Source organism: Fibrella aquatilis, assembly GCF_017353255.1.
Taxonomy (GTDB): domain Bacteria; phylum Bacteroidota; class Bacteroidia; order Cytophagales; family Spirosomataceae; genus Fibrella; species Fibrella aquatilis.
The window spans coordinates 43,659-65,463 of record NZ_JAFMYU010000010.1 but is presented as its reverse complement, the minus strand read 5'-3'; the positions used below and the strand labels follow the sequence as shown (position 1 = coordinate 65,463).

19 protein-coding genes, 1 pseudogene and 1 CRISPR repeat array (1 of these 21 running past the window's edge) are annotated in these 21,805 nt (G+C 53.3%); of the genes and pseudogenes, 7 read left to right on the top strand and 13 right to left on the bottom strand.

Annotation, left to right across the window (positions count from 1 at the left end; all coding sequences use genetic code 11):
• A CRISPR array of direct repeats spans nt 1-920; the repeat unit is 30 nt; unit sequence GTTTCAATTCCTCTCAGGTACGATTAAAAG; it reaches 1,033 nt to the left of the window's first position.
• A gap of 228 nt (nt 921-1,148) precedes the next feature.
• The 9 genes and pseudogenes from cas2 to cas6 (J2I48_RS13725) all read right to left on the bottom strand — a co-directional run bounded on the left by cas2 (nt 1,149) and on the right by cas6 (J2I48_RS13725) (nt 8,851).
• Complete coding sequence (gene cas2 / locus J2I48_RS13760) at nt 1,149-1,412, bottom strand: CRISPR-associated endonuclease Cas2 (protein ID WP_207336043.1); 264 nt, start codon at nt 1,410-1,412, stop codon at nt 1,149-1,151.
• Between the two features lie 12 nt (nt 1,413-1,424).
• Entirely contained in the window at nt 1,425-2,447 is a 1,023-nt protein-coding gene (gene cas1b, locus J2I48_RS13755) for a type I-B CRISPR-associated endonuclease Cas1b (RefSeq protein ID WP_207336042.1), read from the bottom strand.
• Nucleotides 2,444-2,956, bottom strand: a complete 513-nt coding sequence (gene cas4 / locus J2I48_RS13750; RefSeq protein ID WP_207336041.1) for a CRISPR-associated protein Cas4 — start codon at nt 2,954-2,956, stop codon at nt 2,444-2,446. The genes cas1b and cas4 overlap by 4 nt, the downstream gene beginning before the upstream one ends.
• A 39-nt stretch (nt 2,957-2,995) precedes the next feature.
• A complete protein-coding gene (locus J2I48_RS13745; RefSeq protein ID WP_207336040.1) occupies nt 2,996-4,060 on the bottom strand; it encodes a CRISPR-associated protein Cas7 in 1,065 nt (354 codons plus the stop codon).
• Between the two features lie 19 nt (nt 4,061-4,079).
• Complete coding sequence (locus tag J2I48_RS13740; protein WP_207336039.1) at nt 4,080-5,423, bottom strand: hypothetical protein; 1,344 nt, start codon at nt 5,421-5,423, stop codon at nt 4,080-4,082.
• Nucleotides 5,424-5,433: 10 nt separating this feature from the next.
• The gene (gene cas3 / locus J2I48_RS13735; protein ID WP_510186080.1) at nt 5,434-6,972 is read right to left on the bottom strand and encodes a CRISPR-associated helicase Cas3'; all 1,539 of its coding nucleotides are present in this window, start codon (nt 6,970-6,972) and stop codon (nt 5,434-5,436) included.
• Nucleotides 6,973-7,074: 102 nt separating this feature from the next.
• Nucleotides 7,075-7,491 (bottom strand): annotated as a pseudogene (locus tag J2I48_RS28670) (CRISPR-associated endonuclease Cas3''); the annotation flags it as partial.
• A gap of 110 nt (nt 7,492-7,601) precedes the next feature.
• Complete coding sequence (locus J2I48_RS13730; protein ID WP_207336037.1) at nt 7,602-8,189, bottom strand: hypothetical protein; 588 nt, start codon at nt 8,187-8,189, stop codon at nt 7,602-7,604.
• On the bottom strand, nt 8,189-8,851 hold the full coding sequence (gene cas6 / locus J2I48_RS13725; protein ID WP_207336036.1) for a CRISPR-associated endoribonuclease Cas6: 663 nt from the start codon (nt 8,849-8,851) through the stop codon (nt 8,189-8,191). The genes J2I48_RS13730 and cas6 (J2I48_RS13725) overlap by 1 nt, the downstream gene beginning before the upstream one ends.
• 202 nt (nt 8,852-9,053) lie before the next feature.
• Between cas6 (J2I48_RS13725) and J2I48_RS13720 the strand changes: the two genes are divergently transcribed.
• Complete coding sequence (locus J2I48_RS13720; protein WP_207336035.1) at nt 9,054-9,368, top strand: hypothetical protein; 315 nt, start codon at nt 9,054-9,056, stop codon at nt 9,366-9,368.
• Between the two features lie 643 nt (nt 9,369-10,011).
• On the opposite strand, the gene cas6 (J2I48_RS13715) is transcribed toward J2I48_RS13720, so the two are convergent.
• Both cas6 (J2I48_RS13715) and J2I48_RS13710 read right to left on the bottom strand, forming a co-directional pair.
• Entirely contained in the window at nt 10,012-10,824 is an 813-nt protein-coding gene (cas6, locus tag J2I48_RS13715) for a CRISPR-associated endoribonuclease Cas6 (protein ID WP_207336034.1), read from the bottom strand.
• 80 nt (nt 10,825-10,904) lie between these two features.
• Entirely contained in the window at nt 10,905-11,807 is a 903-nt protein-coding gene (locus J2I48_RS13710; RefSeq protein ID WP_207336033.1) for a helix-turn-helix transcriptional regulator, read from the bottom strand.
• Nucleotides 11,808-12,064: 257 nt separating this feature from the next.
• On the opposite strand from J2I48_RS13710, the gene J2I48_RS13705 reads away from it, so the two are divergent.
• Nucleotides 12,065-12,304: a hypothetical protein gene (locus J2I48_RS13705; protein WP_207336032.1), complete on the top strand. Its 240-nt coding sequence runs from the start codon at nt 12,065-12,067 to the stop codon at nt 12,302-12,304.
• Nucleotides 12,301-12,705: a PIN domain-containing protein gene (locus J2I48_RS13700; protein ID WP_207336031.1), complete on the top strand. Its 405-nt coding sequence runs from the start codon at nt 12,301-12,303 to the stop codon at nt 12,703-12,705. Before J2I48_RS13705 ends, J2I48_RS13700 begins: the two co-directional genes overlap by 4 nt.
• A gap of 13 nt (nt 12,706-12,718) precedes the next feature.
• On the opposite strand, the gene J2I48_RS13695 is transcribed toward J2I48_RS13700, so the two are convergent.
• Entirely contained in the window at nt 12,719-13,783 is a 1,065-nt protein-coding gene (locus J2I48_RS13695; RefSeq protein ID WP_207336030.1) for a glycosyltransferase family 61 protein, read from the bottom strand.
• Between the two features lie 186 nt (nt 13,784-13,969).
• Entirely contained in the window at nt 13,970-14,779 is an 810-nt protein-coding gene (locus J2I48_RS13690; RefSeq protein ID WP_207336029.1) for a polysaccharide biosynthesis/export family protein, read from the bottom strand.
• Nucleotides 14,780-15,053: 274 nt separating this feature from the next.
• Between J2I48_RS13690 and J2I48_RS13685 the strand changes: the two genes are divergently transcribed.
• The 4 genes from J2I48_RS13685 (at nt 15,054) to J2I48_RS13670 (ending at nt 21,790) form a co-directional block, all read left to right on the top strand.
• Nucleotides 15,054-15,989 (top strand): hypothetical protein, encoded by a 936-nt coding sequence (locus J2I48_RS13685; protein WP_207336028.1) that lies wholly within the window; start codon nt 15,054-15,056, stop codon nt 15,987-15,989.
• A 122-nt stretch (nt 15,990-16,111) separates the two neighbouring features.
• Nucleotides 16,112-17,536 (top strand): tetratricopeptide repeat protein, encoded by a 1,425-nt coding sequence (locus J2I48_RS13680; RefSeq protein WP_207336027.1) that lies wholly within the window; start codon nt 16,112-16,114, stop codon nt 17,534-17,536.
• A 795-nt stretch (nt 17,537-18,331) separates the two neighbouring features.
• A complete protein-coding gene (locus J2I48_RS13675) occupies nt 18,332-20,227 on the top strand; it encodes a beta strand repeat-containing protein (RefSeq protein ID WP_207336026.1) in 1,896 nt (631 codons plus the stop codon).
• Nucleotides 20,228-20,359: 132 nt separating this feature from the next.
• Nucleotides 20,360-21,790 (top strand): beta strand repeat-containing protein, encoded by a 1,431-nt coding sequence (locus tag J2I48_RS13670; protein ID WP_207336025.1) that lies wholly within the window; start codon nt 20,360-20,362, stop codon nt 21,788-21,790.
• Nucleotides 21,791-21,805: the final 15 nt, after the last annotated feature.

The following is a 21,805-nucleotide window of genomic DNA, read 5'->3' as shown; positions in this document are numbered from 1 at the left end:
GTGACGACCACCTACGAAACCGAGTTTCAATTCCTCTCAGGTACGATTAAAAGTTGCCCCTGGCCTTCTGGGCCTTTTGGTCCCACTCTTGTTTCAATTCCTCTCAGGTACGATTAAAAGCAGGTCGTAATACGACGTTTTCGTGTAGTCATAGATGCGTTTCAATTCCTCTCAGGTACGATTAAAAGACAGCATCACCATCGGCACCAGCGGGCCATTAGCCGTTTCAATTCCTCTCAGGTACGATTAAAAGACCCACACTCAGCACTACCCGCCAATGCGTAGGCCCGTTTCAATTCCTCTCAGGTACGATTAAAAGGGTCTGGGCCGGGTAACCCAGGCCTCCCCCCTCACATGTTTCAATTCCTCTCAGGTACGATTAAAAGAGCCAGCAGCTCTTTGACATCTACAACAGCAACGTCTGTTTCAATTCCTCTCAGGTACGATTAAAAGGTAGCCCCCAAGCCCGTCAACCACCCCCCGGTGGCCCGTTTCAATTCCTCTCAGGTACGATTAAAAGACCGGGGCAGAAAGCCGGGTTGGGGTGGGGTGAAAAGTTTCAATTCCTCTCAGGTACGATTAAAAGGGGGATTGAGACGGTCAGATCATCATTGACGTGAAAAGTTTCAATTCCTCTCAGGTACGATTAAAAGCTTGCCAGTATCTCTAATGTGTCCCCTACACTGCTTCGTTTCAATTCCTCTCAGGTACGATTAAAAGCTTTACCGAAGGCATCTTATTTGACGTGCCCGGCGAAGTTTCAATTCCTCTCAGGTACGATTAAAAGCCATGATGGGCCGGGTGGGCAACGAGGCCTTAGCCTGTTTCAATTCCTCTCAGGTACGATTAAAAGCGAGTCAGCTTACCGTGCAGAAACCGGGCGTGACGGGGTTTCAATTCCTCTCAGGTACGATTAAAAGCCGTAAAAATGCGGCTGAAAAAAGGGCTTTTCAAGCCCTGAAGGGCGTTTTTATGCGCCCTGCACACCGTAAAAAAGCGTCGATCACCGGTAGTACGAAAACCCCCGGCGATCGACGACGTGCTGTCTATCAGTAGATTAGCTCGTATGACTGGCTATTGTGCTGTCCTAATGCCAAGATGTCAAAGACCAATCGCAGCCGACCGACGACTACTCGCCCCCGACAGCCCTACAAAAAATTATCGGTCGACTGCCGCTCAACGCCTACAATCTGCTTGTCGAGCCACTTCTGATCCCGATTTTTAAACAGGATCAAACTATCCTCGCCCTCGTTCATAATGCCCTTCGCCGCGTGCAGCAATTCGTTTAGCTGTACCTCCGTCATCTCGCCCTCGAACACCGAATTCTGAATCCAGTTCAAATAGCGTCTGCACAGCTTCAGCATCTTGCCCACGCGCTTTTGCCCCATATCATACACCAGAATCACATACATAGCCCCATCTGTTTACCACCACGCCTTAAATGGCCGGTACGTTTCCATACCCAGCAGGTGCTTTTGCAACTTATAACACTCCAGCTTAATCAGGTGCTTGTAGCTCACGCTCCGCCCCAGCGACCGGTGTTTGATTGTCTCCTTCAGCGACGCGTCGAACTCCTGCAAAAAACGCTTTCGGGCCGCCTCCTTCATCACGCAGCCGCCTGTCTCCATTCTGAAATCAGAGGCCTGTAGCTGCCGTTTGTTCACCATCCTGAAAATCAGCCGGTCAATCAGAATCGGTTTAAAAATCTCGGCCATGTCCAGCGCCAGCGAATACCGCCGTGCCCCCGGCTCGTGCAAAAAGCTGATCGTCGGGTTTAGCTGCGTGTGGTAAATCATGCCCAGGCAGGCCGTATAGCAGAGCATATTGCCAAACGAAATCAGGGCGTTCAGTTCGTTTTGCGGCGGGCGTTTGCTACGCCCGTTCATCGTAAACGTCTCACCCACAATGGCATCGAAACAGCCGTAGTACGTCTGCCTGATGTTGCCTTCAATGCCCATCAGCGTAGGCACGTCGGGCGCGGTGGGCACACTCAGCAGCAGTCTGTCAATCGTGGCAATGGCGTCGGTCAGGTCACGGTCGCGACGGTCGGCGCTCCGATTGTTGTAGTATTTCAGCACCCGCAAAATATTGCAGGCCGCCCCCTCCACAAACGCCCGTGCCACCTCGATCCGCTTTTTGGCGGCCAGGTAATGTTTTGTCTGCTCCACCTGCATCTTGCCGGCCAGCAAATACTCGCGCGGCATAAACGACCCCGTGTAGTGCTCGTAATAGTCGAAAAAATGGACGGCAATGCCTTCCTTCCCCAGGAAATTATACAGCGCCGAATTGGCATCGAGGCTCCCGAACACATACAGGTCCGACACCTGCTCGACGGGCAAAAAACGCGGTTGTCCCTCCGTGCCGTCTTCATCTACGGGCGTAAACTTGAGCGTATTGTCCTGCCGACTCAGCCGACCCGGATTAAACAGGTATTTGGTTTGTTTCATGCCTCGGTCTCTTCTATGTAACAAAAATCAAAGTAGCTGCACGACCGGCATTTCGACTTGGCAATGCGCCCCGGACATTGCTCACGGCCAATAATTTCCTCAATATCCCGAATCCAGCCTTCCACCATTGGCACGTCGTCGTCGGTCAGCAGCACGGGTTGTGTTTGCCGAAGCTTGGGGTACTCAATCAGCCCCGTAGCGCCCTCAATGCCGTTTTTGCGGAGCAGATACAGATAAAACTGCACCTGCGCCACATGCGAATGCTCCAGCTTGTCCGACTTTTTGATCTCATGCACCACCTTCGCCACCGGGTCATAAAAATCAATTTTTGACCCATCGAGCAGGATTTCGCGGTAGCGTTCCGCCCGTTGCGGGTACGCTTTCTCACCAATAAATGTCCCCGCCGCCACCAGCTCCGACGTATGCTCCATCTCGATCTTATGATGAAACAACCACGTCTTCCGGTGGCAAACCATGAAGTATTTGATGTATGTCCCGGTGATGATCATGGTGTAAAAAGCCCGCTTTTGGGAAGCGGGCTTTCGGTTCTAAAGCGTATCGGAATAAGCCTTGATTCGGGCAACAAGTTTAGCTTCCGCCTGATCCAGTGCATCGCCTGACTTGTCCGGAATGTTTCGGATGTAGCCCGAAGCAGCCAGCGTTATGAATGTATCAACGCCACTCAACGACTGGTCAATGATGGGTTCGGCCTGTTCTTTACCTTCTTCGTCTAACTGGGCGCGAATGGCTCCGGCCAGCTTACTGGCATTGTCACTTACGGCAATCGCCAGCGTTTCCATCAAACTGAATGTGCGAGCTTGGTTTGAGGTTATTTGCCAGTTTAGCAAGGCGTGGGCCAGTGCCTTCGTAATTGAATCGCGTAAGTCGGCGGGGGCCACAAGGCAGTTACCAAACACGGTTTTGCCGTCTGTCCAGCCCTGGCTACGAAGTTTTGCAATTGTATCTGGTGAGACCTCCGGCTCGTACTGATTCGTGGGCACAGTAAACAGGCGGCGTAAATCAATGGCTATGTCATAAATAAATAAGCCACCAGTGCGCTTATTACCTGGAATCCATTTTCGGAGAAGGCTTCTGTCTTTCCCTGCCAGAAGCGCGACGATGTCATCATCAGACATCTTATTGCCACTTGTATCGCGAACGATTACGTTGTGAAGTTCAGGCCGATCTGTACGGTCATACGTAATATTTTCAGAATAAACACCAGCAAGAAAAGGGTGCAAAGGGCGCATAGCTGAAACGGACAGCGGACTACGCCGTTTCAAGGTTCGGTTAGCCCCACCGCCTTCGGCACGCATGTATCCACCAATAAGTTGATCTGGATAACTGGGGTCGCACAGGCTCAATGGTTCGCCTTCGCCCAATTCTGTTTTTCCGCTTTTCACAGATAGCACACTAACGAATGTAATAGGGGCTGGCTGCACATCGAGCGTGGCCAAAAACGTGTCCATAATAGACCGTTTCACCTGTTGGCCGCTAGAATAAGCTACTGATTTGCCATGTTGTGGGTCGTAGTATGTTTTTTGGCCATCCTGAACGGCGAAGACAGTGGCATCGGCGTGTTTGAGGCCACGCAGGTAAATAAAGGGTTGCATAGTACGTGTGTTTACGAAGTTATGATTTGGTTGAGGTTGCTTTTTCGGCGTAACGAAGCCGGATCAGTGTAAGAAAATACGTGAAGGTGTCGCTTGGTAGTCGGTTAACTTTTTGCGCTAGTTCCACTAATCCCGGCTTGGTTAGCTCCGTTGCGTTCTCGACCAATGGCACCATCGCGTCTATAAACTGACGTTGGTGTGGTGCGCTCTTGAGTTTGTCAATTTGGTTGCTTCGGTCAACCTTAAGATGGCCGGACCCCTTCGTGTATTCCTGGAACAGTTCGGCGGCTCGGCCTGCTTCGTCCCACATTTCATCTTTGTTTAGCATGGCTAATAACCAGGTAACGTAAGTTTTGTAAGTGATTTGATTGTCTGCATTGGTAGCATCGTATTTAAAATTCTTGGCCGCGTTGCGTCCTGTCGTCATGTAGTCGCGCAACCCTTTTGGCTCCAGTGCCTGAACGCCAATCGTGCCCATCTGGCAAGCTTTCTGAAACGAAAACGCCGAGCCATAAAGCTGCTCTACCGTAACTGTATCGCGTTCGTAGGCATAGTTTCCAAAGAGGGTTTTGTACAACTCACCGGGTCGCTGAATCTGCTTCAACTCGAAAGGAATGAACCCATAAGTAGAATTAGTTTGACCCATCTTGAACACGTACCCGGTTATACGTTGTGGCGGTAAGGTTCGCCCAACGGATAGGAGAAGCCGTAACCATGTCTGCGTTTTTACCTCGTAGGTTCCCTCCGACTGTTCAAGAACCTTGTCTGAAAAGTCGCGCGTTGGGTCATCGTCGCGGTATGTTTCGCTGAAGCGATGGGTCAACCATTGCCCGTTCCAGGTATTGATCTGATTGCCCCGCAAACCGGCATAGGCAGGGTCGTTCAGGTAGCCCCGGTACTGATGCCAACCCTCGAAAAGCGCATTTAGAATGTCAGGGTTATCGAAAAGAATCAACTGCCCGCCCGCCACGCCAATAGCAAAGCCGCTGCCAATCCAGGAGCAATACAGAGTTTCCTCATCCGTTGCCAGAGGAAGGTCCGTAACCTGCCCCGACGTGGTTGCATAGTCCTCGACTTCTGAGGCAGGGTAGCCGATGGCTGTGCTGGCGTCGGCCATGCCTCTTCCAACTTTAGTGGCTAATGCTCGTAGCTTGTCCAGCCGCTCATGGGGCTGCAACAGGTGCGGCTTTTGACCCTTACTCATTTGTACAAACGGCGAATTGCTAACCCACTGCATGTACTTCGGATGGTCGTAAAAAAGCCGGAAGAATACCTGCTCAAAAAATTCCTTCGCCGACAGGCTCGTTCTGTTCTGCTGATTATACAGCGTCAGGAAGGACCGTCCAATAATGGCTGTAACCATAGGTGCGTAGTTAAAAGAAGCTGTTATAAAATGCGGGCAATGCCAGGCTCATCTGAAGCCCTAAAACGGGATCGTAAGCTTTGTCGGGCACGATAAACGGCTTATTGCCACCCTCCGAGCGAGCCAGTCCGTTATGGGCGATGGCATGGTAACGCACCGGAATTTCGTAGGCCATTCGTTCTTCGTAACCAGCCTGTTCATACGCCTGCTGGTCGGCCTCCGTGACGCACACCATCGAGTCAATATCCAGCGCATCGAACAACACAGATTTCGGTTTGTGAACCAGTTTCTCAATGCGCCAGCGGCCATTGACGTAGATGGCATCTTTGTCAATCAGAATGTTATCTACGTCAGGAAAAACCTGGTCAATCAATGCCTGTACATTGCGCTCACGCAGTACGTCGCCATCGGGAAGGGCATTAAAAGAAGCCTCCAGAACGGCCAACTCATACGGCTTTGCCTCACCTTCTGTTTCGGGCGGCGCAATGACAAAGACGGGCTTGACTTTGCCAATCGTTTCGGGTGTGCGTTTTCGGTTTACCCGGCCAAACCGTTGAATCAGCGCGTCTAACGGGGCGGTGTCCGTTATCATCAGGTCGAAACTGATGTCTAAGCTGACTTCAACGACTTGCGTAGAAACCACAATGCAGGCCCCCTGCCCGGTATTGAATTCATAAATGGGTCGCCCAGTAGCATCCAGTCGCTTGCCGGTTAGCTGCTGCTCTAAACGACCACGTTCGCCACGCTTAAACCGGCTGTGCAAAAGCAGCATGGGCACGTTAGGGTGGGCAATCTGTAGTGCCTGAAAGCGTTGCTGTGCCGTCTCGACTCGGTTAGCAACAACCAATACTTTCTGACCATCTGCAACCGCCTGGGCTATACGTTCCTGCGCGTCATCGTAAGAGGAAATTTTATGTACCCCATGCCGGTCAAATTGATCAAGTTGCTCGTCGGTCAGCGCGACTTCGTGAACCGTATCGGGGCCAAGTAATGCACGAATACGATTCGTGAGGACCGAGGACATAGTGGCGGTGCCAATATGAATGCGGCAGCCAATCAGCTTTAGCATCTCCACAATTTTTAAAACAATACTACGCGTGACGTTGGTGTAGGTGTGGATCTCGTCCAGAATGACATCGCAACCGCGCAGGTCCATCAGCGTTGCCTCGTAGCCCCGCGTACCAAATACGACCGAAGCCAGTTGATGCGGCGTCAGGACTTTGACTGCCGACCCCATATGCCCCTGGATGGTCTTTTCCTCGTATTTGTTCTTCTCAACTGTCAGCCGGGAGGCCGCGTGTAGCACCCGAATGTCAAGATCAGGATTGTCTTTGCCCATATCGTGTTTCAGCCGCTCATACATGCTGTTGATGGATGCCTGGAATGGAAGGGTATAGAAAACTCGCCCCCGGCAGCGGCGCAACAAATAATCTGTTTTTCCCGCACCCGTGCAGGCTGTCACCAGTGTATGAGGCCGTTCGGAATCAGCCGCTATGTATGACAGGGGGTATAGCGGGTGCTGCCGGTTATAGTAGGTCAATAGAGGCACGTTAAATAGCCGACGTGTTTGGTTGTAAGTGCGGTGTACCAATGCTGATGCGAAATGATCTCCGGCCATCAATAGCCCTTTCCATTCTGAATAACCGTCAGGGGTATTTTTGCAATAGTCGAAAGCGTAATCATATGCCTCCCGTGCTTCGGTTAGACTGATAGGACGTGCCTGTATACCGTAGGCTGACAAAATTGCCAGTGCAGTCGGGGACCAGCTACCCCATTCAGCACTATGAAGCGCAAACGCACGTGGTCCAAATCGTTCGTCAAGGTCTATGATGCCTTTACGCTTAGTGTCATTACGTGTCGATTTATGGTGAGCAACGACCATTTCTACCATAACCGGCCAAAGCGATTTGTCGAACACAGGCAGAAACAGCAGTGATGCCAACTCATGACGCATTGGCTCGTCGGTCGGACTGTGTTTATAACTGTCCTTCAATCGATGCTGAAACACAGGATGGGCTTTGCCAATGTCATGCAGTATAGCCCCTTGCCGGGCTACGTCAACATTCATTCCGAACGCGGTAGCGGCCTTAACCGTAGCCGCTACCACGTGGTCTAAATGATCTGTGAGCGTTGTACAATCAGGCTTTCCCTTCGCCTTTAGGTGGTCGAATGCTTGCTTCATAGCTCTTCGCTCTTTACTGGGCTTCCCACCACTTTTAGCCAGCCCACCATTGGTTCGTTATTAGCAAACCGGTTGTAGCCAACAATAAATGACTGTTCCGATTGCTCAAAAACCAGTTCAAATCCGTCATAAGGCGGCTGGTCAAAATCGGTATTGGTTATTACCTCAATCTGTTCACTAGGAAGCATGACATCTTCGTTTCGGCACAAGCAAATGTGTTGTGTTGCGGCTATTTCGGCGTCTTCTCTGGATCGAAAAGCTAAGAGGAGTATAGGGTTGAGCATAACGCCACGCATTAGAATAGCTCGTGGCCGTTCCAAGCCCCCTTTTCGTTTGTTCCAGCCACGTGGCTGTGTCTGCTCCTGCTGCATCGACAGACCATTATAAGACAATCGATGCGTTGCAATTCGGTATAGGCCAAACGGTTCGCTAAGAAGTTCAGGAAACAGCTTGCGCTCAATACCACAGAGGATAGACGGAGTTAGGAATTGCTGACTAAACGTTTCGCTATCCCGAACGGCAGTCCAAGGTTTAATAAAACCAAACGGACCAGAATACTTGACGATGTATAGTGTGTTTTCCATTAACGTAGGGCACCAAAGCCAATACCTGTTGAATTGCCTACGCCTACGCACCAGGCAAAAGCCACCTGTTCTGACGTACCCGATACTATCACCGGGCACATGCTTGCTCGGTTTTGAATACCATTGAATGTGAGAAGTTTAGATTGTGCCTTTGAATATGAGCTGTCAAACACTACTTGAACACCATCATCTGGTAGGTCCGCTGCCCGTAATTTCCGCCGTAGTGTTTCGGTCAGGAAATCATTTGCCTGCGGGTGGTCGTAGAGGATATGCTCAACGTTGCCGTTAATTGTTCGTTTGATGAAAACAGGGCTGGCTACCGTAAAGCGTTGCTCACTGCTAAAGTCAGGCAATGCCTGAATAGTCAGCGAACGAACAGACATGCCAAACGCTATCTCCGGGTCTGTCTGAATGCCATGAACTACTTTCAAGAGCAACTCAGTATTGTAGCTGCTGATGAACCACGACGCTCCATGATCGAAGCGTAAGCCGGTACGTTGTTTGTTGACACGCCCATTCGAGAGCCACGAAAGAGAATAAAGAGATAGCCCGTCGTGTTGCTCATTGTCGCCCAACCATTTGTGGAAGGCTCCAACCAAACGCTGTTGGTAGTCAAACGGAATAAGTTGACGAGTAGGGGTCAGGGAAAGGTTGAGTCTCATAGTTCCGTAAAGAAGAATATTGGTAATGGGGTTAAGGGGAAAGGATTAAAATAAACTCCTCCGCAATTTAATAGCATTTCCGTATGTTTGCTACGGCCCCTGATGGAATTGCAAGTAAAGTCGAATGGTTGTCGTGGGATATTATCCAAATCGAACCTTGGGGGCCACTTTCCCTTTCAATAACACTAGACCTGATTCGCAAATGGAAGACATTGACTTAAGTGATTACGAAAATTTCAAACCAGACTTCAACCTATCACTCTTAAATCTTATGGACTTAAAGAGTCAGGGTGTCTTGAGTCAGGATATCAAAGATGTCTGTATTAACCCGCGCTCTCGATGGGCCAACCTTGAGGGGTTTCCAACAGAAGAGTGTTTCTTTAAGGTGATAGGATTTAGCCGCTTGAATTTCCGGCCTCTATTGGTAGCTTTGAGTTATCAGGATAATAAGATAACAGTTCACCAAGTTGAGCCAGCAAATGAAGACGACATCGAAACCGACTACTGCGGTCAATAAGATTATAGGAAAAACTATCGGCGAAATGACTTGGGATGACATGCGCAAAGTAGCTAAGCCTATTTCGCGTGAAGAGGCTATTAGAAAGATGAAAGCGACTAAGTAATGAATTAGTACTCAGGTTATGAGGTAGTTGTATAAGAATAGTCCTCAACGATTTGAAAAAGAAAACTATCCACATCCGTAACCCTTTTGCTTGGGCCACCGATGAGAAGTTGGTTTGGAAAAAGATATCCGAGAACTCACGCCCAGTGTCTAAAGAAAAATTTATAAAGAAAGCAAAGGCCTCTCGCAAGGAGAAGTAGGCAGGCGTCTTACAAATTTTTGTAAGATTCATAGATATAACCATCGTACTACGGAAGTACGATAGGTGCAGACTCCATGACCGTTCTAAGACTAATTTTCTGGTTACTACATCAGAGCGATATAGGTCGCCTATGTCAAGCCCACACTTACACGAAGTGGGCCAGCCCCTTTTTTGGGCAATAAAAAAACTGGTTGATCCTCCTGCTCCTGTGCCAATACTGGCAACCCCCAACATGAGCTGAGTTATGGAAACAGGCCTACCAGCCAGTTGATGACAAAGATAATTGATGTTGTTCATATCGTACCTGAGTGGAATTGAAATAGCAACTACTGTCCGTTAACCACGTGCGCCCACACACCCGAACCCCTCGGCGTTGTAACGGCCCAATCCGGCCAGGAAACCGGCTTCCAGGACCTCGGCGGGGCCATGTAGCCGGAAATCGAGGCTGTGCCAGCCGCGCACTTTGGTTTCCTGCGGGCTGCCTTCCTTGATCGTCACAAGCCTTGATCGGAGTCGGTCGGGTTTGGTAAGGGGTTCAAACGAGAAATTTTTTAGATTAGGCTCGTCAGTGTCAAAATTGGCGTCGATTCGGGTGCTCCGATACTTGTCGATGAGGTTAATCAGCAGCAACGGGCCAAAGGCGTCGTCGTAGGGATGTAGGTACTGATCCATGCCCGTATTATCCTTCTGGGCCACCACAATGGGCGAGAGCGTCCGCAAAGTCAGTGTGTCGGTCAGGGACGGTAGCGCAAGCGTTTCCACACGTTCAACGGCTAACTCGGTTTGGAAATGGCGGTTCACCAGCGTTAAGTGCTGATCCTGAAACAGGCCCATGATAAACGCCTCCGCCGCCTGCTCGACATAAAAACTCAGCGTCCAGTCTACCACCGGCGAGGTCAGCACAAAGCAGCCTTCTTTGGGCCTCACTTCATACCCATGCATGCGTAAGTCGCTGAACGTAAACAGCTTAAATGTCTTCCGCGACCACGTGCCCGACGCTACCTGATAGCCGCGCTCGTGCAGAAACCGGGCATAATCCCCATCGGCGTCGGCCAGTACGCGGTAGAGCCAGCCCGTGAGCAGGTACTGGTAGTTGAACGGTATTCGGGCCGAAGATTCAGTGGCCAGCAGGCGAAGGGTAAACTGCATGAGAAGAAAAGTAAAGGCTAATTCGGCTGTGGGTCATCACTGTATCGGGCAAAGCACGGAAAGGTGAGTGACAGAATACGTCAAAAGTTGAAGCTGCCCAGTTTTTCTTTCAGGAACGCTTTGAATGGGTCGGGTTCGATGACGCGGACCTGATCGGCCATGCCCAGCACAAACCGACCAATGCCCCGCCAGTCGCGCACCTCGCCCCGAAACTGATACGGAAAATCAGCGTCGTGGGGGCGGGGTTCCAGGTAGGGGCGGGTGAGGGGGCGCTCTTCCAATAGCAGGTGATAGGCGCGGCGGTTGAGGTAGAGCACCACCAGCAGCGGCTCGGGGCCATCCATACCAAAGGCATCGACCGGCAGCTGCGCCGCTACCGTAGGTGCGTGTACGTTACGCTGTTCCAGAACGGCTACGTCTTCTATCCGTTTGATCTTGAAGGTCTTCTCTTTGCCATCGCCAGGATCGTAAGCCTTCAGCGTGGCGTAATTGTCGATCAGTTCCAGCGGCTCCACCAGCCTGTCGGTGATGGTGTTGGAATTGGCCGAGTGGTAGCGCAGCAGCCGTACCTGCCGCCCGGTACGCAGGGCATCGGCCAGGCGCTCTACCAAAACGGCCCGGTGGCGGTCCTGCAACTCGTCGGCAAAGGGCAGCAGTTCAGAGGTGACAAACAACTTCCGCCGAATGCTGTCAGTCAGCGGGTGTTCGGTGGGGAGGGCCGTCAGCAGCCGACTCACCAGCGCCGACTCATCGGCCGTGAACGTGGTCCGCTGTTTGGCGTCGGCTTCGAAGAGAAAATACTGCTTTGTTTGCGGGTGAACGTCTACCGCATAGCCCACGGCTTCCAGCGTTTCTAGGTAGCGGTATACGGTGCGGGTAGTAACGGCCAGCAGCCGCGCCAGTTGCGCAACGGTCTTGCCGGGGCGGTCGGTGAGCAGGCGGATGAGGTTAAGCGTACGTAATAGCTGGGTGTGGTCAGGCATAAGAATGTAGAAAGCTAAATGTATTCATTTGCTACCTACTTGGTATACTCTTGCCGCGTATATTGATTGACCGTTACACCGTAGCCAGCAGTACGTCGAGGCGCTGCATCAGTTCGTCGGGGTCACCCACCACGTTCTAACGATGACTTGTCATTCGTAAGGTGATTTTCGTAGTTGCAAAAGCAAAATCTCGGAAGTGATGCCTGCTGTCACAAAAAATGGATCTTTGTTGTTATCAATCAAAAACTACTTACGCCATGATCGCCAACCAGCCGTCTATCTCTGAAACGCCCGATGCGTTTATTGTTAATGGCATCGCTGTGCCTAAAATGAAGCGAGGGCAGATGAACACGTATGACCCGGCGATCATCAAGGCTATTGGAACCGATTTGTTCTTTCAGTTGATTGGCCCGAAAGAAGCGCTCCCTATTCCCGATCTGGGTTTTTCAGATGCTGAGTGGGACGATTTGGAAAGTCAAATCCATACTGATCAATGATTTACGACACGAACCTGATTATCCGGTACGTCCGTAATCAGACCATGTTGCCCATTCGCGTTGTGATTCCAATTGTTGTTGCTGGTGAACTGGAAGCATTGGCGTTAAAGAATGACTGGGGCTACCAAAAGGTGAAATTTCTACAGCATCTAATCGACTCATACCCTGTTGCTGATCTGAACCGTGAGGTAACACGCGTCTATGCCGAGATCGACGCTTATAGTCAGGGGAAGTCAAAACAGATGCCACTTCCAGCAGGTATCACCGCCCGTAATATGGGCAAGAATGATCTCTGGATTGCGGCTATCGCCCTATACCTCGACATGGAGTTGCACACGGCTGATGGTGACTTTGATCATCTGGTTCACAATGGATTAAAGCTGATTAAGCACAACGCCTGATATTGATTGACCGTTACACCGTAGCCAGCAGTACGTCGAGGCGCTGCATCAGCTCGTCGGGGTCAACCACCACGTTCTGATCTACGTTGCTGTGGTGGCTCTCCTGAACGGGGCCGTGGCAGTAGGCGGCGTAGGGCATACTGAGCTTGGGGGCCAGGTACCGGAAATATTCGGGCATGTAGCCCGCCGGAAACAGCTCGAACAGCCGCGTGCCGGGGCGACACCAGAGGATGTTGGCAAACGAAGCCCCGTGTGGCCCCACCACCACCGACGCGCTGCTGTAGAGCGCATATTGCTCAGCCACGCTGCGCGGCAGGTCGTCGATGATCTCGAACCCGTAGGCCCGCAGGCGCTCCAGCAGGGGTTCTTCGTAAATCACGCGCCGCCGCCCCGCCCGCCTTATATACAGGCGCCGGTCAGCCGTGGGTTGGGGCGACATGTAGGCGTCGGCGTTGCGCTTCAGGCACTGCACGTCGGCAAAGCTGGGGTAAAACCAGCTGCTGTTGTTGGCCACCACACATTCGTCAAACTGCACGTCTACTTTCCGGGTGTCGTAGATACGGTCGTCGCTAAAGCCAATCATGTGAAGCAGTTCGCGCTCGAAATCGGTGTGGAAGAGGGGGTAGGCCACCACCGCCCGGCCAAACACGTCGGGGGGTAGCGCCTGCTTGATGCGGCAAAGCTTGGCGGCAATAAACAGCAGGTAGTCGAAATAGCCACCCCAATAGTGGCTCCAGGGTGCAATGAGCACGTCTGCCTGCACCACCCGACGGCGCGTAGGCCGCAGGCGATCCTGCAAGACTACGCTGTTGCCAAAGTCAGTATTCAGAATAGATTGCCCAATGCGCAGGGCACCGCAACGCAGCAGCCCCGCCTGTCGGTCGGTGTTGGGGTAGCGCCACACAAAATCGGGGGCCGTCACTTCACGCTTATGGTCGAACATGACCTTGTCGGTCTGCACGAGGTCCACTACGGCCTCCAGGTTGGTCACCACCTTCGGTATGGCGTAGATCTGGTAGGGCAGCATCCGCGCCTCGGTCTCGTCTTTGGTCAGCAGCCGCCGCCCCAATAAGCGCAATAATCCCCCGGAGTGGCTTTTTAAGGCCTCCCGAAGGTACAGGGCGAAGGGCGAAAGCGTGAACGAGCGAATAGCGAAAGAGTGAAAGAGTGAATGGCGAACGAGTAAATGGTGAAAGAGTGAAAGAGTGTGGTCCGGCAAGGATTTGCGCTACAGCAAGCACTCTTTCACCATTTACTCGTTCGCTCACCTTGGCCTCGTGAGGATGATGGCAACGATAGACAAAATGCCAAGTACAATGGGTGAAATCTGGTATAACCGGTCGGTGCTGGCAATGCGGGCCTTGCCGGGTTCTACATAGACAACGTCGTTGGGGTGCAGGTAATAAAACGGCGACTGGAAGGCATTGCGGTTGGTAAGGTCAATCCGGGCAAACGTTCGTTTGTTGCCTTCTTCCCTAATAATCAGCACGTTGTCGCGACGGCCATAGATGGTCAGGTCACCGGCAAGGCCCAGGGCTTCGGGCAGGGTGAGCTGCTCGTTGGGGATCGTGAACAGCGACGGGCGGGTTACTTCACCCAATACCGACACGCGGAAATTCTGGTTTCGCACACTCACCGTGGGTTCTTTGAGGTAAGTGCGCAGCTTGGTCCGAATCACCTCGGCGGCACGGCCGTTGCTGAGGCCTTCCAGCTTCACCTGCCCAATCAACGGCAGGGCCACCGTACCGCTGTCGCCCACGAGGTAGCCCGACGTTTGCGGTAGCGAGGTGTTAGTGCCGCGCACCGTGTTACCGTCGCCCACCGAGATGCTCGAATAGGGGTTGAAAATAGCCGAGGCTTCGGCGCTCAGGCTGCTCACCTGAATCGACAGCACGTCGCCGCGTTTAATAGGCGGCACATACCGGTCGCCCAGGGCCAGCGTGTCCTGAGCAGAGGTGGCGGTCTGGAAGTAGGCCAGCTGCCGGGAGTTTACGCAGCCACCCAAAAACAAGGAGACCAACGCAAAACAACCAACAAGAAAAAGGATATTGAAGCGAAACTGGAGTGCGTTCATTATTGGATGCAATTTTTCATTAGCTGAGTGTAAAAACAGGCCAGAAAGGCCCAAAAAGCAGATTTTTCCTAATCGAAAGTACGCTATAAACCGCCCGACAGATGTTTGTCGACTGCTAATCTGAGGTAGTGGTCAGCTGGCTTTGTACTAAATCAACAGCGTAATCATGGCTCAGTGGGCGTGACGCTGCCTGGGGCCGCAGGCTCATATTATGAACGAAACCGGAAAAGGGATCATCTGCCTTGTGTTCTATTGCGTATATCCTCGTACTACTATGTCCTTACAGCTCAACACCACTACTTCTTGCCTGTCTATCAGCCAGTCGCAACTCAGCTTCGTGCCAACGGAGGTGGGCGAAGAGCAGTTCTTGCTCCTCAAAGTAGGGCAGGATGGGGTCACCGAACCCGTCCGGGTGGTGGCCGAGGCGGGCTATTTTCAGGTAGCCGTGCAGGCCAGCCCGCTGCGATTCAGCACCGATGTCACCTTCATACCCGCCCCCGGCGGCACGTTCCTGCACGTGCGCTACGCCCCCAAACAGGCCGGACGGCACATGGGCAAACTACAAATTGAGTCGGACCACGGTGGGCAGACGGTTGCACTTGAGGGGCGTACCATGGGTCTGCTCACCCGCGTGTTGCCTCAGGCCGGACGTTCGTCAGTGGGCGTTGGTCAGGTGCGTACGCTACCCGCGCCGGTGCCCGACAGCCCAACTGCTGGTAGTCGCCCGTGGTTAAATGTAGCCGTTGCCGTAGCACTGCTGGGCGGCGGTGCGCTGGCCTATTGGGGCCTGATGCGCCCCGCACCTACGCCACAGGCCCTGCCGCAAACGACGCAACAGCCCCCGGTAACTGCGCCAGCCCCCGTCGTTATCTCGCGTGAACAACGCGCCCCAAAAAAGACGAAGCCTGTTAATAATGAAGCTGTTGACGAACCTGTTGCCCGGCGTACGCCTGTTGCGCGCCGCGAACGGCTCACACCAACACGTACTGAACCAACTAACGCTGAATTAACCCAAACAGAACTCGAACCCGCCGCCACCGCGCCAGCATCCCGCCCGGAACGTAGCCAGGCTGAAGCACCCGTTGCCCGCGCCGCCAGCACCCGTACTCCCGCAGAACCCGCCAAAAAACGGGTGGCCCCCAAGCCCAAACCTGCCGAAACCCCCGCCGCCGAGTCGGACCTGGAGCGGGAACTGAATAAGAATCAATGAGAAAAGAGTGGTAAGTGCTAAGCGGTAGGTGGTGAGTTTGCTTCCGCCAGCGTATCTGCTCTGGCGGAAGCAAACTCACCACCTACCGCTTAGCACTTACCACTAACTAAATGACAGACGTGATGAAAAAAGGTATTCTTCTGGCCATAATGGCCTTTTTTTCGGTAACTGCCAGCGCTCAGAAGGCCCGCAGTACCACCCAGGCATTGCAGTTTATTAAACTGGCCAACACCCTGCGGGCACTCGACAAACCCCGCGAAGCCACGGCCCTGCTGCTGCGGGCACTGCCCACCGTGCGCGGGCGTGATGCCTACCTGGAGGCCGTTACCAACGAACTGCTGGGGCTGACCTACAACGAGCAAAACAACAAGGCCAGCGCCCTGGTATACCTCGAAAAAGCCCGCGCTCAGTACGGCAAGCTCAAATACGTGGCCAGCGCCTGGGGCGTCAATGAACTGGTGCGCGAAATCAGCGGCAAAAACGTCTACGCCGGGGTGCAGATCGGGACGTCGGCGATTAAACTGGCCATTTTCAAGACCGACTACGAAAGCGATTTCTACGAAAAAGACATTCGGTCGCGCATCGAGATTCCCACCAAGGTACAGCTAGCCGACGCGTCGGGGGGAGGTTTTAAGGCGGAAAAAAGTGCCCTCATGGCCTGCATCGACACCATTCGCCGCTACAACATTCCCGACGGGCGAGTGTTTGTGGTGCTCAGCAACGACGTGCGCGAACGCCTGGCTGCCCAACCCGCCTACCGCCGCGACTTCTATGCCCAGCTGGCGCAGGTGCTGCCCAACGCCAGCATGAAAATAGACACCACGCTCACCGCCACCCGCGAAGCCGAACTGTTTACCGTTGGTACCATCCCCCGCAAAGTGTGGCCCACTACCTCGGCCCTGACCATCGACGACAACCGCATCATTGGCGGCTATTTCGATGCCAACAAAACCTTCACGCCGCTGGTGATTCCCACTGGACCGGGGGCGCTCATTGCGCAACTGGAACAGAAAAAGACCCTGGGCATGGAGGCCTTCCGGCGCGAGGCGCAACGGGCCGTCAATGCCCTGGCTGACTCGCTGCTGGCCGTGCGGATCAACGCCAACGACCGGGGCCTGCAACAGCGCCGCACGGTGGGCGTGGGTGGCGACGTGGCCTTGGCCATGGTGTCGTACCTCTATCCCGAACGGGCCGAAATAGATGCCGTGCCGTTGTCGATAGATGACATCGAGCGGTTTAAGAACATGGCGCTTAACCACTACAAAGACCTCATCTCGCCTAACCTGAACGCCATCACCGACCCTGCCCTCCGCGCCCGCGCCGAGCAAAACCTGACCACCATACAAAGTCGGCTGAACGAAAAGCAGGTGGTGGCAGGTGCTCTGCTGCTCGATGCCCTCTCGCGCACGTATTCGGGCAGGCTGGGTGCCAAGCGGTTTGTGTTCGTCCGCGACTCGGAGGTGGGCTGGGTGACGGGTAAATTCCTCGAAACTATCAGCGGTGAGTACGAAGCGGCCATTGCCCACGGCGCATTGTACACGCGGTAAGCGCCTTCAAATACACATATTTTTCTAAAAGCAGGAAGCAAAATTTAATTGTCAGAGCAGGTCTGTTTTGGCAATCGAATTTCACTTTCTGCTTTTTTTACATTGATTAAACGTATGGGTGATTTTTACGTGAAAATGATAGTAACCGTAAGAAACTGCTTGAGTAATGGCGGGTAACGTAAGTCGTTATACGTGTTCACGTAATAAACTGATTAATAGTAAGTTGTAAGATTTAATTGAGTAAATGAGTTACATAAATTTTTCTAAAAATTTAAGGATATAATTTTACTTAGAAATAGCTGTAATTATACATGAACATATCGTGATTTCGACAATCAAATATTAATTTATTGGGCGGTTATTTCACTTATCGAAGACGTTGTTACCTTTGGCTTACTAAAAAAGAGTGCCCGTTAACCACTAACAGCCTTATTCGTTATGCGTCTTCTTTCCACAACCACACTGTTAATAAGTACTCATCTCGTAAGCCAGCGTTCGTCTGGTGAATCTGCTTTTTTCAGACCCTGTAGCTAACACTGCGCCGGGCTGATTTTTCCCTCAGTACACATCCTGCATTTTCTGGAATCGTATGGAGCGATAATGGCTATTGCCATGCTTGCTCAACCGTAACGGTGTCGTATATACGACTATACCGATAGGTTATATATGTCAAAAAGACCATGTCGTGATCTGACAGACGTTGACCTGCTGCGCTTTTGGTTTGGGTATGGAATGACTCCTAATGACAGCATTGCCGCCCTACAGACAACTTACTTCATTTCTTTTCACTTATCTATGAAAAAAGTACTCCTTACTGGCGCGGCCCTGATGGCTTTCGCCGCAGCGGGCTTCGCCCAAAACACCTCAACGCTGAACCAGAATGGTACCAGCCAAACGGGCATCGTGAACCAAAACGGCTCACTCTTAAACTCAACAATCAACCAGGTGTCGGGGTCAAACGGCACCAACTTCGGTAACTACGGAGAAACCACGCAACGTGGCACGGGGGGTGGCTATAATAGTTCGAAAGACAATGCTGCCGTTATCAATCAGAATGGCGGTTCGGCGGGGGCCTCCAGGTCAAACCGGGCCATTGTTGAGCAGAGTAACCAAACCGGCTACAGTGGCATCAACTCCGGGACCATCAACCAAAATAACAACAGCGGTGGGGGTAGCGTGCAAACAAGTCGGGCCACTCCCGACGGAACTATCAAGGCCGCCGGTGGTAACGACGCGTATATCCAGCAGGTTGGCTACTACGAAACGGGCGTAATCAACCAGAACAATACCTCGTCGTCGAACCGGGCCACGCTGCTTCAGAACACCATCATACCCGGTAGTCAGCGTCAGTCGGGCACGATCAACCAGGAAAACAACTCCACCGGCAACGTGGCCGTGATGAGCCAGACGGGGTCAGGCGCGGGGGCGGCCAACAACACGGCCACCACCAACCAGTCGAATAACTCGTCGGGCAATACGGCCCGCACCACGCAGGGTAGCGCGGGGGCAGGTATTGCCGGGTCTACGGCTACTATTTTCCAGGGCAAGGCGGCACCGGGCGATGCTAACTATACACCTATGGTAGCCGCCGAGTCACTAAACAACAACGCCACGATCAGCCAGACAGCCGACAACAATACGGCCACCATCAAACAGGGATCAACGGGCGATCTGGACGGCGACATGGCTATTTCGGCGGGCCGGTCATCGGGTAGTACGGCTGTCATTACCCAGTCGAACACGGGCAACACCGGCTCTATTGACCAGGGTGTTGAATCGGGTAACGCCGTGGGCAGTCAGGCCAACCTGACGCAGGCAGGTACCAGCAACACCGGCGAGATTGTGCAGGGTGGATTGAATTATGGTACCGACCAGGGTAGCACCGCCAACGTAACCCAAAACGGAACCGTCAGCACGGTAGGCGTCTACCAGGGCTACCTGGGCACGTCGACCGGGAATACGGCTACGATTACCCAAACGGCCAACGCCAACAGCGCCGAAGCCTATGTGTATCAGGGTTTTGGCGGCTACTCAACGTCGACCAACGACAAGGCCACGATTACGCAGGGTGGTAGCGGCGACAACTACGCGCAGGTGGTGCAGGGTGACGCGGATATCACCGGTACGGCATCGAGCAACAACAACACCGCCGCCATTACCCAGGCCGACGGTACCAGCAACAGCGAAGCCCTCATTAACCAGGGTCGCGATGCGGGCGGCTTTGCGCAGGGCAACAATGGTACGATCAACCAGCAAAGCGGCGATCTGAACCAGGCCCTCATCAGTCAGGGTCGGGCAGTGGGGATCACCACCATGGGCGGTGCCATGAACACCGGCGTATCGTCGACCAACAGCGACGCCACCATTACGCAGTCGGGCAACAGCAACGTCGGGAAGATGTACCAGGCGGGTGTCAGCAATGATGTGACGCTGACCCAAAACGGCAACGGCAACGAGGCACGGCTGTATCAGAACAGCACGGGTATGACAGGCAACAGCGCTCTGATTGGCCAAACGGGCAACGGCAACCTGTTGCAGGGCGGCTCGGCCGGTACGGTTGCCTTGCAGTCGGGTGATAGCAACACGCTCAACCTGACTCAGAACAGCACGGCGGGGTCATTCAACGTGTCGAACGTCAGTCAGATGGGCATGGGTAATGCCAGCGTAATTACGCAGACAACCAACAACTAACGTTAGGCTTCATCCACAGCCTGAAAGCCGCTCCCAACTGGGGGCGGCTTTTCTATTTAGTGGCCCAAACCGCCCCTGTTACATTCCGTTAAGTAAGTAGTTTTCATCAGTCACTCATTCAGTTTTTCGCACATGAAGAAGCAACTACTCAGCGGCCTTATAACAATCGCAGTAGCAACGGCGGGCGTGGCCCAAAACAACACGACCAACAACCAGGTTGGCGATCACCAAAAAACAAGTCAGTACCAGACGGGCAACCTCCAGACGTCGTCTATTAATCAACTTGAGGGTACGGGCCAGAACTACGGCAACCAGGCGCGCACCAATCAGTCTGGCCTGCGGGCCAACAACGCCACGGTGAATCAGAATGACGGATCGTCATCAAACTACGCCGACGTGAACCAGACGGCCGGTGCGGCGGTGGGCAACGCGGCGCTGGTGAGCCAAAGTAAAAACAGCGGTGGTGGCACGCCCACAACACCCGTGGGGGGCGGGCAACCGCTACCCGGCTCGCGCGAGGGTAACTATGCGTACGTGCAACAAATAGGCAACAACGGGGTGGTAGTCTTGCAGGAAGGTGGCCCGCGGGGTGGCAGCAACGGTAACGTGTCGGTCACGAGCCAGGTTGGCACCAACACCACCTCGGTGTATCAGCTCGACAATTCAGCTAATAACCTGTCGATGATTGAGCAGGGCACCACGGGCACACCGGTGGTGGGTAGCGACGCCACGGTAAGCCAAACGGGCGGTGCCCTGGGCAGCAGCAACGGCAATAGGGCTACCATCACTCAGCGCCAGGGTGGGCAAACGGCCACCGTATACCAGACCAACTACAGCGCAGACAACAAGGGAACAATCAACCAGGAGGCTGGGGCAGGCACCGGGTTGATCCTGCAAAACAACCTGTCGTACGCCAACGATGCCCAGATCAACCAATGGACCGGGGCTGGGGCCAATACCGCCACGATTACTGAAACCACCAACAGCCACGACAACAGCGCCACCATCAACCAATATGACGCAGGCAGCACAGCCACCATTGAGCAAATTGCCGAAACGGCTAACAATAGGGCCACGATAAACCAGGGGTCGGCGCAGACGCAGGGGCTGGGCAACGTGGCATTCATCCGCCAGTCATATGCCTATGCCGAGGGGAGCCTCAACGGAAATCAGGCTACGGTAAACCAAAATACCACGGCCGGTGGCGGCGGCAACATCGGCGAGGTGTATCAGGGCCAAAGTCCGGCGTCGGTGGGGTATCCGCGCATTGAGGCGCTGGGCATTTCGAGCCAAAACACGGCTACCGTAAGCCAGCAGGGCAGCAGCAACCGGGGGCGGGTGTTTCAGGTGGGCGACGGTCAGACGGCCACTGTAAGCCAGACTGGCAACAACAACGTGGTGCGCGGCACGGGCCTCAACGAGTTTTACGAGTATGCCACGCAGTACGGCGCGGGCAATACGCTGAGCATCACACAAACCAACCTGACCGCTCCCAACACCGCCGCCTCATTTCAGTACGGTACGGGCAATGCCAGTACCGTGGTGCAGACAGGCAGCAATTAACTAACGCTGAATTAT

Excerpts from the sequence above, each read along its gene's own strand:
- cas4 (WP_207336041.1), bottom strand. The coding sequence starts at position 2,956 with ATGATCATCACCGGGACATACATCAAATACTTCATGGTTTGCCACCGG.
- cas2 (WP_207336043.1), bottom strand. The coding sequence starts at position 1,412 with ATGTATGTGATTCTGGTGTATGATATGGGGCAAAAGCGCGTGGGCAAG.
- cas6 (WP_207336034.1), bottom strand. The coding sequence starts at position 10,824 with ATGCAGTTTACCCTTCGCCTGCTGGCCACTGAATCTTCGGCCCGAATA.
- J2I48_RS13740 (WP_207336039.1), bottom strand. The coding sequence starts at position 5,423 with ATGGTTACAGCCATTATTGGACGGTCCTTCCTGACGCTGTATAATCAG.
- J2I48_RS13745 (WP_207336040.1), bottom strand. The coding sequence starts at position 4,060 with ATGCAACCCTTTATTTACCTGCGTGGCCTCAAACACGCCGATGCCACT.
- J2I48_RS13675 (WP_207336026.1), top strand. The coding sequence starts at position 18,332 with ATGAAAAAAGTACTCCTTACTGGCGCGGCCCTGATGGCTTTCGCCGCA.
- J2I48_RS13705 (WP_207336032.1), top strand. The coding sequence starts at position 12,065 with ATGATCGCCAACCAGCCGTCTATCTCTGAAACGCCCGATGCGTTTATT.
- cas1b (WP_207336042.1), bottom strand. The coding sequence starts at position 2,447 with ATGAAACAAACCAAATACCTGTTTAATCCGGGTCGGCTGAGTCGGCAG.
- J2I48_RS13730 (WP_207336037.1), bottom strand. The coding sequence starts at position 8,189 with ATGGAAAACACACTATACATCGTCAAGTATTCTGGTCCGTTTGGTTTT.
- J2I48_RS13670 (WP_207336025.1), top strand. The coding sequence starts at position 20,360 with ATGAAGAAGCAACTACTCAGCGGCCTTATAACAATCGCAGTAGCAACG.
- cas6 (WP_207336036.1), bottom strand. The coding sequence starts at position 8,851 with ATGAGACTCAACCTTTCCCTGACCCCTACTCGTCAACTTATTCCGTTT.
- J2I48_RS13720 (WP_207336035.1), top strand. The coding sequence starts at position 9,054 with ATGGAAGACATTGACTTAAGTGATTACGAAAATTTCAAACCAGACTTC.
- J2I48_RS13690 (WP_207336029.1), bottom strand. The coding sequence starts at position 14,779 with ATGAACGCACTCCAGTTTCGCTTCAATATCCTTTTTCTTGTTGGTTGT.
- J2I48_RS13710 (WP_207336033.1), bottom strand. The coding sequence starts at position 11,807 with ATGCCTGACCACACCCAGCTATTACGTACGCTTAACCTCATCCGCCTG.
- J2I48_RS13680 (WP_207336027.1), top strand. The coding sequence starts at position 16,112 with ATGAAAAAAGGTATTCTTCTGGCCATAATGGCCTTTTTTTCGGTAACT.
- J2I48_RS13700 (WP_207336031.1), top strand. The coding sequence starts at position 12,301 with ATGATTTACGACACGAACCTGATTATCCGGTACGTCCGTAATCAGACC.
- J2I48_RS13685 (WP_207336028.1), top strand. The coding sequence starts at position 15,054 with ATGTCCTTACAGCTCAACACCACTACTTCTTGCCTGTCTATCAGCCAG.